The organism is Actinoplanes regularis, assembly GCF_900188005.1.
In the GTDB taxonomy this organism is placed as follows: Bacteria; Actinomycetota; Actinomycetes; order Mycobacteriales; family Micromonosporaceae; genus Actinoplanes; species Actinoplanes regularis.
On record NZ_FZNR01000019.1, the window covers coordinates 1 to 13718 of the forward strand.

Annotated in this window: 13 protein-coding genes; 8 read left to right on the plus strand and 5 right to left on the minus strand. The window is 70.9% G+C overall.

Going from position 1 to position 13718, the window contains the following annotated elements; translation table 11 throughout:
• Positions 1–800: sensor histidine kinase (locus CHC09_RS34225; protein ID WP_143232767.1), on the plus strand; the 800-nt coding region annotated here is incomplete at its 5' end.
• 2 nt (positions 801–802) lie between these two features.
• Here the strand turns inward: CHC09_RS34225 and CHC09_RS34230 are convergent.
• The 3 genes from CHC09_RS34230 to CHC09_RS34240 form a co-directional block, all read right to left on the minus strand.
• Entirely contained in the window at positions 803–1201 is a 399-nt protein-coding gene (locus CHC09_RS34230) for a response regulator (protein ID WP_089297411.1), read from the minus strand.
• Positions 1202–1289: 88 nt separating this feature from the next.
• Entirely contained in the window at positions 1290–1856 is a 567-nt protein-coding gene (locus CHC09_RS34235; protein ID WP_089297412.1) for a hypothetical protein, read from the minus strand.
• Between the two features lie 146 nt (positions 1857–2002).
• Positions 2003–2983, minus strand: a complete 981-nt coding sequence (locus tag CHC09_RS34240) for a polysaccharide deacetylase family protein (RefSeq protein WP_089297413.1) — start codon at positions 2981–2983, stop codon at positions 2003–2005.
• 356 nt (positions 2984–3339) lie between these two features.
• On the opposite strand from CHC09_RS34240, the gene CHC09_RS34245 reads away from it, so the two are divergent.
• Complete coding sequence (locus tag CHC09_RS34245; RefSeq protein ID WP_239138706.1) at positions 3340–4128, plus strand: GNAT family N-acetyltransferase; 789 nt, start codon at positions 3340–3342, stop codon at positions 4126–4128.
• Positions 4129–4138: 10 nt separating this feature from the next.
• Here the strand turns inward: CHC09_RS34245 and CHC09_RS34250 are convergent, their stop codons facing one another.
• Together CHC09_RS34250 and CHC09_RS34255 are read right to left on the minus strand one after the other, a co-directional pair.
• A complete protein-coding gene (locus tag CHC09_RS34250; RefSeq protein ID WP_089297415.1) occupies positions 4139–6127 on the minus strand; it encodes a cellulase family glycosylhydrolase in 1989 nt (662 codons plus the stop codon).
• A 107-nt stretch (positions 6128–6234) separates the two neighbouring features.
• Positions 6235–6633, minus strand: coding sequence for a cellulose binding domain-containing protein (locus CHC09_RS34255; protein ID WP_089297416.1), 399 nt, complete (start codon positions 6631–6633; stop codon positions 6235–6237).
• Between the two features lie 137 nt (positions 6634–6770).
• Between CHC09_RS34255 and CHC09_RS34260 the strand changes: the two genes are divergently transcribed.
• The 6 genes from CHC09_RS34260 (at position 6771) to CHC09_RS34285 (ending at position 13668) form a co-directional block, all read left to right on the plus strand.
• On the plus strand, positions 6771–9812 hold the full coding sequence (locus CHC09_RS34260) for an AfsR/SARP family transcriptional regulator (protein ID WP_089297417.1): 3042 nt from the start codon (positions 6771–6773) through the stop codon (positions 9810–9812).
• A 106-nt stretch (positions 9813–9918) separates the two neighbouring features.
• Positions 9919–10785, plus strand: a complete 867-nt coding sequence (locus CHC09_RS34265; RefSeq protein WP_089297418.1) for a DUF4394 domain-containing protein — start codon at positions 9919–9921, stop codon at positions 10783–10785.
• 137 nt (positions 10786–10922) lie between these two features.
• Positions 10923–11732, plus strand: coding sequence for a response regulator transcription factor (locus tag CHC09_RS34270; protein WP_089297419.1), 810 nt, complete (start codon positions 10923–10925; stop codon positions 11730–11732).
• Positions 11722–12924, plus strand: a complete 1203-nt coding sequence (locus tag CHC09_RS34275; protein WP_089297420.1) for a cytochrome P450 — start codon at positions 11722–11724, stop codon at positions 12922–12924. The genes CHC09_RS34270 and CHC09_RS34275 overlap by 11 nt, the downstream gene beginning before the upstream one ends.
• 4 nt (positions 12925–12928) lie before the next feature.
• Positions 12929–13123, plus strand: a complete 195-nt coding sequence (locus CHC09_RS34280; RefSeq protein ID WP_089297421.1) for a ferredoxin — start codon at positions 12929–12931, stop codon at positions 13121–13123.
• Positions 13120–13668 carry a P-loop NTPase family protein gene (locus CHC09_RS34285; RefSeq protein ID WP_203833326.1) on the plus strand — a complete coding sequence of 183 codons (549 nt, stop codon included), beginning with the start codon at positions 13120–13122 and terminating at the stop codon, positions 13666–13668. Before CHC09_RS34280 ends, CHC09_RS34285 begins: the two co-directional genes overlap by 4 nt.
• Positions 13669–13718: the final 50 nt, after the last annotated feature.

The following is a 13718-nucleotide window of genomic DNA, read 5'->3' on the forward strand; positions in this document are numbered from 1 at the left end:
CCACCGCCGCCGACAGCTCCACCGACTCGCTGATCGGCCTGCTCTCCGGCATCGGCGCCCACGTGGCCGAGTTCCTCGAACGACGCCGCGCCGAGGATCTCACCGTGGAACTCGCCCGCAGCAAGGACGAGTACCTCGGCCTGGTCGGCCACGAACTCCGCACCCCGATCACGTCCATCACCGCGTACGTCGAAATGCTGCGCGGCGCCGATCCCGGGACCATCGCCGAGGAACTCCCGGACCTGCTGGACGTCCTCAGCCGCAACAGCGACGCCCTGCGGGAGATCGTCGACCGGCTGCTCGACCTCGTGGCCCTCGACAGCGGGCACGCCAAGCTCGTCCGCGAGCCGGTTGATCTGACGGCGGTCGTGAGCGCCGCCACCGAGGCCGTGCAGCCCGCCGCCGACGCCGCCGGGCTGACGATGACGGCCGAACTGCGCCCGGGCACGACCGTCGCCGGCGATGCCGCACGCCTGCGACAGGTCGCCGACCAACTGCTCGACAACGCCGTCAAGCACACCAAGAGCGAGGGCCGGGTGATCGTGACCCTGACCCGGCCGGACCCGGCCGCCGCCGAACTGACCGTCACCGACACCGGAATGGGCATCCCGGTCGAGGACCATCCCCGCCTCTTCGACCGCTTCTATCGCTCCCAACGCACCCGTGACCAGCGCATCCCCGGCAGCGGACTCGGCCTGCCGGTCACCCGCGCCATCATCGAGTGGCACCGGGGGAAGATCCGCTACGTCCCCACCGGTGAGTCGGGCACCCGGGTCGTCGTGCGGTTACCGGTCGGGTGAGCTCACGGGGCCGTATCGGGCCCGGTGCCGTCGATGTGCCCGGTCTCCAGCACCTTCTCCACGCAGGCCAACAGGTCGGCTGGCAGGAAGGGCTTCAGCAGTACGTCCGTCGCCTGTCCCTCGGTCGGCCGAGCGTCTCCGGGGATCAGGCTGCCGCTCACGAAGATCACCGGAAGGTCCCTGGTCGCCGGATCGGCGCGCAGCGCCAGGCTGAGCTCGACGCCCGTCATCACCGGCATGTCGACGTCGCTGACCACCACCGCCGGATTGTGCTCACGCACCGCTTCCAGCGCCGTGCCCCCGTCGACCGCTTCGATCACGGTGTACCCCGCACGGCGCAGGATTCGAGCGGAGAGCTTCCGGATGTCATCGTCGTCCTCGGCCAGGACCAGGACTGTCATACGTCGCTTCTCTCAGGGAGGGAGTCGGCGCCTCTAGCGGAGCCAGGTGCCAGCGGTTCCTCCCAGCACAGTGCCACAGTTCCTATCGTCAGATCCCGGCGATCGGTGAGGAGGTCCGCGACTCGCGCTGCTGGCCGGGCCGGGCCGGGGAGTTCCCGGGCTCGGTCGTGTGCCGGGTCAGCAGGCGGCGGTGGACGGCGCCGGAGGTGGCGTTCAGCGACCAGCCGGTCGTGGTGGAGGCCAGCCGGATGCGGGTGATCGTGGCGTCCGGGCGGTCGGGGCAGGGATCGCCGGGCTGCGGTGGCGACGTGGTGCCGGAGATCCCGGTGGGGGCGCCGGTGATCCGGAAGTCGAGGTCGCCCTGCCCGGTGCGGGCGATCTCGTCGGAGAGGTCGTACCGGCCGAACTCGCGGTGATGGACCACCGGGCGAACCTCCCGGCCGCAGGTGGCCGTGTAGGTGTCGTCCGTCCAGAACTGGTGGTCGAACCTGATCCCGGCCGCCTTCGACGCCAGCACCGCCGCGCTCCAGCCGAACGCCTTCCGGATCTCGCCGCCCGCGACGTACCCGGTCTTCGTCTCGGGGTCGTACCGGACGGGCGCGGGGTGCAGCGCCACACCGGCCACGGCGAGCAGGGCAAGGCAGCACGAATACATGACGTCCCCCGTCGACGAACGTGTACCTGTCGGAACAACGATGCGCCATCCGGCGTGCGGCTCGCCCCGGATTCGCCGGCTCGCACCGCACGCGCCTCGCCCGGAGGGCCCGCCGGAGAGCCGGCGGGCCCACGTGCGGTGTTCGGTTACGCCGCGGTGCAGGAGACCGTCGGCCAGGTCCAGTTGCCGTTGGCCTGGATGGTGACGCCGAAGTTGTTGCCGCTGCCGTTGGGCTTGGCGACCATCTGCTGGGCGGTGGGCCAGGTCGCCGTGGTGTTCCAGGTGGCGATGACCTTCTCCGGCGACGGGAGGTTCAGGGTCACTGTCCAGTTGTTGGAGCCGGTCACCGCGATGTTGAGGTTGTAGCGGTCGCTCCACCGCTGGCCCGCGGAGAGCGTCGCGGTGCAACTGCCACCGCCGGGCGGCGGGGTCGTGGGGCCGGTCGTGGGGCCGCCACCACCGCCGGGCGCGACGGCACGGCCGGTGGACGGCGAGATCTCACCGGCGCACAGGCCGCGAGCGGCCAGTCCCTGCGCGATCCGCGGGATGGCGGCGACCGTGTTGGCCGGCCAGTCGTGCATCAGAATGATCTGCCCGTTGGTGAGGCGGCCGGCGGCGGCCACGATCGCGTCGGTGCTGGCGTTGTTCCAGTCCTGCGAGTCGACGTCCCAGATGATCTCGGTGAGGCCGTACTTCTGCTCGACCGCCCGGAGCGTCGCGTTGGTCTCGCCGTACGGCGGCCGGAACAGTTTGGGCGTGCCGCCGCCGGCGCCGGCGATGGCGGTCTGGGTACGGGAGATCTCCGAGTCCATCGTCGCCTGGCTCTGCTGGGTCAGGTGCGGGTGGGTGTAGCTGTGGTTGCCGACCCACATACCGGCGTCCACCTGCGCCCGGACCAGGCCGGGATTGGCCGCGGCGTACTGGCCCTCGTTGAACATCGTGGCCCGCAGGCCGTTGTTGCGCAGCGCGGTCAGCAGGTTCTGGGTGTTGCCGGCCGTCGGCCCGTCGTCGAAGGTCAGTCCGACGTATCCGTTGCAGGCGGCCGCCTGTACCGGGTCGGTATCGACACTCACGGTGATGATGCCGGCGGTCGCCACGACGGCCGCCAGGAGGGCTGCGATTCGCATGGGGAGCGTTCCTCTTCTCGGGTTGCGATTGCCGGTGGGGCCGACGTTGACAGGTAGGGACAGCTCGGCGTCGGTGTCACGCCGTGACCGGGATCTTTATTGACGACAGCTGATGTGTGCTGTCAGCGAGAGTATTGGCCCCGTGGGAGCGAAGTGTCAACAACTTTCGGACACATACCGGTAATACAAGGTCATGCGGCGATCGAATGAGAGGCTGAATCGCCAGCTCAGCAACCCTCACGTGGTATACGCGCGGGAGCTCGCTCCGGATCATCCGATTGTTTTCGGAGTTGACTTCCGAAACTTTCGGAGCCATGAGCGTAAATTCGATTGCCGAGCCGGATAACCTGTCCGCCGTGATCAACGCGGCGCATCTTTTGAGAACGTATGACGAGCAGCTTCGTACCGATGCCGAGACACCGGGTGCGATCTCGGTCGCCCGGCACGGACCGCTGCGGCTCGTGACCTTCGAGGGTGGCCGTGGGTTCGTCACCTATCGTGACCTCGGCGGGGCGGACGCCGACGCGATCCGGCGGCTCGTACCCGAGGCGCTCGCCCACTACCGGGCGGACCCCGGGATCAGCCGCGTCGAGTGGAAGACCCGCGGGCACGACCACGCGCCGGGCCTGCACGAGGCGCTGCTGGAGAACGGTTTCAGCGCGGACGAGCCGGAGTCGATCATGCTCGGCGAGGCGCGGCTGCTGGCCGTCGAGGTCGCGCTGCCCGAGGGCGTGACCCTGCGCCGGGTCACCGAGGAGGCGGACGTCCGGGCGATGAGCGCGATGCAGGACGAGGCCTTCGGTGACTCGCTGCGGGAGGAGATGGCGAACGCCCTGCTGCGCCGCCTCGCCCGCCAGGACGGGATGGAGTTGTGGGTCGCCGAGGCCGAGGGCCGGATCGTCAGCGCCGGCCGGCTGGAGCCGGTCGCCGGAACGGACTTCGCCGGGATCTGGGGCGGCGCGACCCGCAAGGAGTGGCGGGGCCGGGGCATCTACCGGGCGTTGACGGCCGCGCGGGCCCGTTCGGCCCTGCGGCTCGGCAAGACGCTCGTCAACAGCGACTCGACCGAGTACTCCCGCCCGATCCTCGAACGTTCCGGCCTGGTCAAGGTCTCGACCACGACGCCGTACCAGTGGCAGCGGTGACGGTGCCGGGTCACTCGGCCCGGACGTTGTCGAGGTCGACGGTGCCCGGGTTGATGTAGATCCACAGGATCCGGACGTCGGCCAGCGCCGTGCTGTCGCACGACATGGCGGAGAGCAGGTCGATCGTCGCGGTGGTGGTCGAGTCCTGGTTGATCCAGGTGAAGTTCGACTGGCACCAGGCGAGCCCGGCGCCGGTCTGCACCGCGATCGCCGCGTTGGTGCCGGCCGCCGGGCCGGTCCGCAGGTCGTACTTGAGCGCCGTACGGGTGGACAGGTCGATCGGCTCGGCGAAGGTGACGCCGAACCAGCCGCCGTCGGCCGCGTTGACGCGCAGCCCGTGGGTGCCGTCGGTGGCGAACTCGGTGGTCTGCTCGACCGTGCCGCCGTTGGCCTGCCAGGGGGCGGACGCCCAGCCCTCGGTGCCGGTCTCGAACGAGGCGAGCACCGCCACCGCGGCCGGGTCCGGCTTCACCGTGACCGTCACGGTTGCCACGTTCGACAGCCGTCCGGCCTGGTCCTTCACCGTGTAGGTGGCGGTCGCACGGCCGGTGAAGCCGGTGACCGGGGCGAAGGTCAGCTCGCCGGAGGCCGCCGCGGTGAACGTTCCGCCGCCGACCGTCAGGGTCCGTTGCCGCTGCGGCGCCGCCGGATCGAGATCGAGGCCGGCCGGCTGGATCCGGCTGCGGTAGCCGATGTCGTTCGCGGTCGGCTGGAGGGTGACCGGGGTGTCGAACTCGGTCACCGCGGTGTCGTGGTCGGCGACCGGCGGCAGGGAGCGCTGTCCCGACTCGATCTCGTGGGTGGCGTTGGTGATGTTCGTGCACACCGGGCTCGGGCAGTAGACGGTGAAGCCGTCGTAGTCCGGGTACGGCGTGCCGTCGTCCTGCGCCCCGGAGAGGATCCAGTACAGGAAGCCGTTGCCGCCGGTGCCGCTGAAATCGTTGAGCCACCGCTGGTAGACCGGGTTGCGGGTGTTCTTGTTCTTCCACCCGAACTCGCCCAGCATCACGGCCTTGCCCAGCTTCCCGGCCTCCCGGTTGTGCCGGGCGATGTACTCCGAGCCCCACTGCGGGGTGCGGTTGCCCCAGCCGTCCGGGTACAGGTGGTACGACATGACGTCGATGGCCGGCAGCTTCGCCAGCGCGATGCTGTCCACGCCCTCACCGCAGTTGTCGATCCAGTCCGGGGCGTCCGGGCCGTCGCAGAAGAAGCCCTCGTCGCCGACGCTGACCAGATGGTTCGGGTCGACGGACTTGATGTGCCGGGACATCTCGTCGGCCCACGCGGTGAGCGTCGGGGTGGTGCAGGCGGAGCTCTGCGGGTAGACGCCCGAGCCCTTGCAGCGCGGTTCGTTGCCCAGTTCCCAGGTCATGATCGTGGGGTCGTCCTTGTACTTCACCCCGGTGATCGTGTTGGTGCGGTTGAGCAGGTAGTCGAGGTACTCCCGGTACCAGCCCTTGATCACCGGGTCGGTGTAGAAGTCGTCGTGGTGCGCGCCGCCGCGCCAGCGTACGTACTGATCCATGCCGCCGAAGTCGGACCAGTTGTTGGTGAGCGGGAGCACGAGGCGCAAGCCGTGGCGCCGGGCCGCGTCGACGACGTAGTCGAGACGCTCCAGGCCGTTCGGACCGTCGTTGAAGGCGGGCTTCTCCCCGTCCCAGTACTGGAAGTAGACCCCGTCCGGGGCCGGTGCCACGGAGTTGGAGCCGTCGGCGTTGCCGATCGCACCGAACGCCCAGGTGCGCAGGACGGTGAAGTCCGCCGTCCGGGCGTCGGCGAGCACGTCGTCGACCATCGTCCGGCTCTTGTAGAACAGGTAGTAGTTGTTGGTGCCGCCGAAGCGGAACGTCTTCCCGTTCAGCTCGAGCCGGTGGCCGTCCCGGGTGACGAAGCCGGTCCGGCTGCCGCCCTGCGACGCCGTGGGCGCCGCGCCGGCCGGTGCGGTCGCGCAGAGCGAACCGATGAGGGCCGCGAGGGCAACGACGATGCGACTCCTCATGCGAACTCTCCCCTATATCGACTGTGGCCGATGCCACCGTAGGCCCGGGACTTTCGTCTGGTCAACGGCGTACGAGGAGAAAGTTAGGGAATTTAAGATAGGCCGGATCAGTTCGTCGTGCAGAGTTGGTCGTTGATCCGGAACTCGACCGGCCGGGGTCCCTTGACGTCACCGGACGCGTTGAAGCCCACCCAGACGGACTTGCCCGGAGCCACCTCGCCGTTGTGCTCCAGGCTGTACCCGGTCACGTCCTGGCCGATCACGACGAACTTCGCCTCCCAGCCGTTACGGAAGGTGTGCCCGGCCGACAGTGAGAACTTCAGGGTCCATCCGTACAGGATGGCCTTGCCGGTGTTGGTGATGACGATGTCCCCGGTGAAGTTCAAGGAGTCGCCGTAGGTCTGGTACCGGACATGGCAGACCGCCGGCTCCGCGGCGGCGGCCGGAGCGGCGGGTATCAGCAGGGCCGCGGCGAGAGCGCCGGTGACCGCATAAAATCGATTCATCACTATGAAACCCCCATGCTTGTGATATCGGTTCCAGTCGATTTATGGTTCCTTGGGCAGGGTGACTCACCGGACTGGATCCTGGCTGGACGGTGACTGGATGACGCGGTTTCACCGCCTTGCCCGGGGGTGAGAGCGTGCGGATTCAGGTGCTGGGACCGGTCCGCGCCTGGCTCGGCGACGTACCGGTGGAGCTGACCTCGGCCGGTCGGCGTGCCGTGCTGGGCCTGCTCGCCATCGCCGGCGGGCAGCCGCTGGGCCAGGCCGAACTCATCGACGCGCTCTGGGGTGACCGCCCGCCGCCGAGCGCGCCCAACATCATCCAGACCCACGTCAAACATCTGCGCCGGCTGCTGGAGCCGGGACGCGCGTCGCGTTCGCACAGCGCCCTGCTGCCCCGCGTCGGTGACGGGTACGCCCTGCGGGTCTCGCCCGACAACCTGGATCTGCTCCGCTTCCGGCGACTGCTCGCCGAAGCGGCCACGGCCCAGCAGGGTGGCGATCCACAGGGCGCGGCCGGGTTGTACGCCGAGGCGCTGGAGCGCTGGCAGGGCGCGCCGCTGATGGACGTACCGCTGCTGGCCGGGCATCCGAAGGTCGTCGCCCTGGCCGAGGAGCGGCATGCCGCGCTGGGCCGCTACGGCGAACTCATGATCACGTTGGGTGCGGTCGCCGAGGCGCTGCCGATCCTGGAGGAGGCCGCCGCGGCCCAGCCGCTGGACGAGGCCGGGCAGGCCCGGCTGATCCGCGCCTACGCCGTGGCCGGCCGCCGGGCGAAGGCGTTCGCGACGTTCCACGACACCCGTCGGCGGCTCGCCGACGAGCTGGGTGTCGATCCCGGTCACGCGCTGTCCGCCGCGCACGAGGCCGTCCTGCGGGATCCCGGCGAACCCCCGGCCGTCCCGGCCGCGACCCCGAAACCTCCGGCACCGGTACGGCCGACGCCCGCCCAGCTGCCCGCCGACGTACCGGGCTTCACCGGCCGCGACGAGGAACTCGCCGCCCTCGACCGGCTCGTCACGGAGAACGACGAGCAGCTCACCGCCGTGGTCATCGCGGCGGTCTCGGGCATGGCCGGCGTCGGCAAGACGGCGCTGGTGGTGCGGTGGGCGCATCGGGCCCGCTCCCGGTTCCCCGACGGGCAGCTCTACGTGAACCTGCGCGGGTACGACACCGAACAGCCGATGACCGCCGAGGACGCGCTCGCCGGGTTCCTCCGGGCGCTGGGCATGTCCGGTCCCGACATCCCGTCCGCGCGGGACGAGCGGGCCGCCGCGTACCGGAGCCTGCTGGACGGCCGCCGGGTGCTGATCGTGCTCGACAACGCCGCCTCGGCCGACCAGCTGCGGCCGCTGCTGCCCGGCACGCCGGCCTGCGCGGTGGTGATCACCAGCCGGGACACCCTGCCGGGCCTGGTCGCCCGGCACGGCGCGCGGCGGCTCGTCGTCCCGCTGCTGCCCCGGGACGAGGCGCTGATCCTGATCACCCGGCTGATCGGGGACCGGGTACGGGACGACGCCCCGGCCGCCGACGACCTGATCGGCCGGTGCGCCCGGTTGCCGCTGGCGCTGCGGGTCGCCGCCGAGCTGGCGATCGGGCGCCCCGAGGCGACCCTGCGGGGCCTGGTCACCGAACTCGCCGACGAGGACCGCCGGCTGAAGCTGCTGAACGCCGGTGGCGACCCGCAGACCGGGGTCCGCGCCGTGTTCTCCTGGTCCTACCGGCAGCTCTCGCCGGCCGCGGCGCGCGCTTTCCGGTTGCTCGGCCTGACCCCCGGGCCGGACGTGGCGGGACACGCGGCCGCCGCGCTGCTGGACACCGGGGTCACCGAGGCCGCCGAGCTGCTGGAAGTGCTGGCCCGGGCGCACCTGGTCCAGCACACCGGCGCCGACCGGTTCACGCTGCACGACCTGCTGCGGGCGTACGCGGTCAACCTCTGCGAGGAGATCGGCGACGGGAGCGCCGCCCTGGACCGGCTCTTCGACGCGACCCTGTTCACCGCGACCGAGGCGATGGACACGCTCTACCCGGCGGAGCAGCACCGGCGTGCCCGGGTCACCCGGCCCCGAACGCCGGTGCCACCGGTCGGCGACGTCGGCGGCGCGCAGGCCTGGCTGGACCGCGAACGGGCCAACCTGGTGGCGATGGTGGGCCACGCGGCCACCCACGGCCGGCCCGCGCACGCCGTCCACCTCACCCTCATCCTGCTGCGATACCTGGAGAGCGGCGGCCACTACCCAGAGGCGGTCGTCATGCACGAGCACGCGGTGCGGGCCGCCCAGCTCTCCGACGACGCCGCCGCCGAGGCGCGGCTGCTGACCAACGTGGCGGTCATGGACGTGCAACAGGGCCACTACGAGCAGGCGGACGCCCTGCTGCGGCGCGCGGTCGAGCTGGCCCGGGGGTGCGGCGACCACGCCGCGGAGGCGCGGGCCCTCGGCAACCTCGGCCACGTCGACCAGTGGCAGGGCCGGTACGACGAGGCCGCCGAACGGCTGCAGGAGGCGCTGGCGCTGTGCCGGCTCACCGGTGACCAGGCGGCGGAGGCGCGGGCCGTCGGCAACCTCGGCCAGGTGTACCGGCGCCAGGGCCGCGACGAGCAGGCGGCGGCCTACCTGAGCGAGTCGGTCCGGATCTGCCGTCGCATCGGTGACCCGGTCGGCGAGGGGTACGCCCAGGTCAGCCTCGGCGATGTGGCCGCACGGCAGCGGGACACCCGGCGCGCGGTCCGCTGCCACCGCGAGGCGCTGGCGATCTTCCGCCGTACGAACGAACGCGCCGGTACGGCGCTGGCCCTCGACGGCCTGGGCACGGTCACCCACGACGTCGTCTTCCTCCGCGAGGCGCTGGAGATCTTCCAGCAGCTCGGTGAGCGTGCCGGCGAGACCCGGGTCAGCAACAGCCTCGGCGAGGTGCTCACCACGACCGGACAACCGGAGAGGGGCCGGGAGGAGCACCTGCGGGCGCTCACCCTGGCGACCGAGACCGGGGACCGCTACGAGGAGGGCCGCGCGCACGCCGGCCTGGCCCGGGTGGCCGAGATGCTCGGCGACCCGGAGACGGCCGACCGGCACCGGACGCTGGCCTGGAGCCGGTACGCCGAGATCGGCGCGCCGGAGGCCGAGGAGATCCGTTCCATCATCGACCGGCGGCAGGCGTCCGGGACGCCGCACCGCTGAGCGCCGCGAGCGTCAGTGCGATTCCAGTCCGGGTCCATTGCGGCTGCCTAGCTTTCGTCTGGCAGGCCTGAACCGGCCCGTTCCAATGATTCGGAGAGGAATCCTGATGAGGGCACGGACGACAAGATGGACGGCCTCGGCCGCCGTTCTGATCACCGCGACGGCATCGGTCGTGCTGGGGCTCGGCAGCAGCGTCTCGGCTGCGGCCGTCACGTCCCTGCAGGCGTACGGGATCTTCGGTGCCGGCACGCGGATGCTGGCCTTCAAGACCGATACGCCCGGCCGCAACGACTGGGTTCAGCGGATCACCGGGCTCGTCGGCGACACCTCGGTGATCGGGATCGACATCCGGGTGCAGGACGGAAAGCTGTACGCCGTCGGCAACCTGGGTGGCATCTACACCATCGGGATCCCCAGCGCGATCGCGACGAAGGTTTCCCAGCTCCAGGTCACGCTGTACGGCACGAAGTTCGGCGTCGATTTCAACCCCGCGGCCGACCGGCTGCGCGTGATCAGCGACAACGGCCAGAACCTGCGGCACAACCTCGCCGACCACTCCACGATCGAGGACACCACGCTGACCACTCCGCCGGCGACCGGGCCGGCCAAGGCTGTCACCGCCGCCGCGTACACGAACAACGACCTGAACGGTACGACCGGCACCACCCTGTTCGTCATCAACACGGCCACCGACCAGGCCGCCATCCAGTCGCCCGCGAACTTCGGCTTCCTGGCCGCGACCGGCAACCTGGGCGGGGACGCCGCCCTGGACGCCGGTCTGGACGCCGGCTTCGACATCTACAGCGACCTGAGCAACGGCCGGACGGTCTCGTCGACCGGGTTCGCGGTCCTCACCCCGGCCGGGAACGACCCGACCTTCTACACCGTCGACCTGCTCACCGGGGCGGCGACCAGTGTCGGGGTGTTCCCCCTGGACGTCTCCGACGTCGCGGTGGCGCTCGACACCTACTGAGCGCCGCGGGACGGTTCATGACAGCCGGTGGTGGGCCCTGTGCCCACCACCGGCCGGGCGTTCGGCGGCCGGCCGGAGGTCCATGAAGGAGTACGGTGTCCGGGTGCCGATGAGGCTCGGGCTCCGGAAGGTGCGCGATGCGGGTTCAGGAGAGAGTTCGAGCCGGACACGAGTTCCGGCTGCTGGTGGTCGCCCCGGACCCGGACCTGCGCGGCTCGCTCGCGGCGCAGTTGAGCCTGGCCGGTTACCTGGTCACGTCGGCGTCGACCGGCGCCGGTGCGCTGCGGCTGCTCGCCGAGCATCGCGTCGATCTGATCGTGGTCGACGTCGAGATCCCCGATCTGACGGCCCTCGCCGAGGACCGGCCGACCTTCGCCGAGCGACCACCCGTGCTGTGCGTGGTGGCCTGCGAATTCCTGGGAACGCTGGTGCCGGCGCTCGGCACCGAGGTCGCGGACTACGTCACCAAGCCGCTGCGGGACGCCGAGCTGCTCGCCCGGGTTCAGGTGCTGCTGCGTGACCGGAGCGTCCGTCCGTCCGTGCTCCGGCACGGTGAGCTGCTGCTCGACGAGAGCACGTGCCGGGGCTGGCGCGGCGACCGGCCGCTCGGCCTGACCCCGGCGGAGTATCGGCTGCTGCGGCACCTGATGCTGAACGCCGGGCGGATCCTCTCCAAGGACCAGTTGGCCTGGCAGGTCTGGAGCGAGTCACGCGGGGTCAACGCCATCGAGCGGCTCGTCTCCCGGGTGCGCCGGAAGGTCGACGACACGTCGCCGCCGCTGATCCGGACGCACCGCGGATTCGGATACCTCCTGACCGGCGACGGCACCGGCGGCACGGCGCGATCGCTTGACTCGACGAGGGCACGGGGGTTGACTCCGAAGCGAAGAACGGCACCAATCCCACAAGCGGCCCTTTCGAGGAGGTACCGCACTGATGGTGCATGACACCCTTGCCGCTTTCCCGATGTCCAGGGCGGCACGATGTCCCTTCGACCCGCCGCCGGGCCTGCACGACCTGCGGGATCAGGCGCGGCTGACCCGGGTGCGGCTCTGGGACGGCTCCACCCCGTGGCTGGTCACGCGCCATGCCGAGCAGCGCGCCCTGCTGGCCGATCCGCGGGTGAGCTCCGACGCCACCCGCCCCGGCTACCCGTTCCCGGGCCCGGCCCGGCCGGGCGCCGACAAGATCGGGTTCATCCTGATGGACGACCCGGAGCACGCCCGGCTGCGGCGCATGGTCACCGCGCCGTTCGCGATCAGGCGGGTCGAGGCGCTGCGCCCGGCGGTGCAGAAGATCGTCGACGACCTGATCGACGACCTGCTCGCCGGTCCGAAGCCGGTCGACCTGGTAGAGGCGTTCGCCCTGCCGGTGCCGTCGCTGGTGATCTGCCGGCTGCTCGGCGTGCCGTACGCCGACCATGACCTGTTCCAGAGCCACAGCCGCAATTTGATCAGCCGCAGTGTCCCGGTCGAGGAGCGCAACGCGTCCTTCCGGGCGTTGCACGACTACCTGAGCCGGCTGCTGGAGCAGAAGGTCACCCGGCCCGGCGACGATCTGCTGTCCCAGCTCGTCGCCCGGGTCGAGGCCGGTGAGCTGACCCTCGCCGACGCGGCCGGTATCGGTGTGCTGCTGCTGATCGCGGGCCACGAGACCACCGCCAACATGATCGCGCTGGGCACCCTGGTCCTGCTCGAACAGCCGGACCAGCTGGCCCTGCTGCGCGACGGTGAGGACCCGAAACTGGTCGCCGGCGCGGTCGAGGAACTGCTGCGCTTTCTCAACATCACCCACACCGGCCTGCGCCGGGTCGCGCTCGCCGACATCGAGATCGCCGGGGTGATCGTACGCGCGGGGGAGGGGTTGATCTTCGCCAACGACATCGCCAACCGCGACCCCGACGCCTTCCCCGAACCGGCCGCCCTCGACCTGACCCGCGACGCCCGCCGGCACGTCGCGTTCGGCTTCGGTGTGCACCAGTGCCTGGGGCAGCCCCTCGCCCGGATGGAGCTGCAGGTCGTCTACAGCACTCTGTACCGCCGCATTCCCACCCTCCGCCGCGCGACCGGCCTCGACGACATCCCGTTCAAGAACGACGGTCAGGTCTACGGCGTCTACGAGCTTCCGGTGAGCTGGTGAAGTCATGAAGGTCAGGTTGGATCAGGACAGGTGCGTCTCCTCCGGCCAGTGCGTGCTCAACGCTCCGGCGGTCTTCGACCAGCGCGACGAGGACGGCGTCGCCGTCCTGCTCGTCGCCGACCCCGACGAGGATCAGGCCGACGACGTACGCCAGGCCGCCGCACTCTGCCCGGCGCTGGCCATCCTCGTCGAGGAGTGACCGCGGCCGACCCCCGGGCCGGTATGCGGCGGATCGCCGTCGTCGGCAACGGGGGAGCGGGCAAGACGACGCTGGCCAACCGGCTCGGCGCTCTCCTGGACCTGCCGGTGACCCACCTGGACGCGCTGCGCTACACCGACGACTGGGCGACGGTCGACGAAGGCACCTTCGTCGACCGTCAGCGGCGCGTCGTCGCCACCGAGCGATGGATCATCGACGGCAACTCGCTGGCCTCGCTGCCGATCCGGGTCGCCGCCGCCGACACGGTGATCGTGGTCGACCCGCCTCCGGTGGTCTGCCTGTGGGGCCTCCTGCGACGCCGATGGCGCTACCACGGCGGCCGGCACCCCGACGGGGTCCACGACCGCATCACGCCGGCCTTTCTCCGCTACGTGTGGCGCTACCGGCGCGACCACCTGCCGGGCGTGCAAGCGTGCGTCGCCGAGCACGGTGGCGATGCCGAGGTGATTCACCTGACCAGCCACGTGCGGGTCGACCTGTTCTACGAGGGGCTCGCCCACCACCTCGGGCGTGGGGCTCGATGATCCTGGCGGTCCCGGCCGGCGGTAGCGTGGTCGAGACCACGGCTACCTGT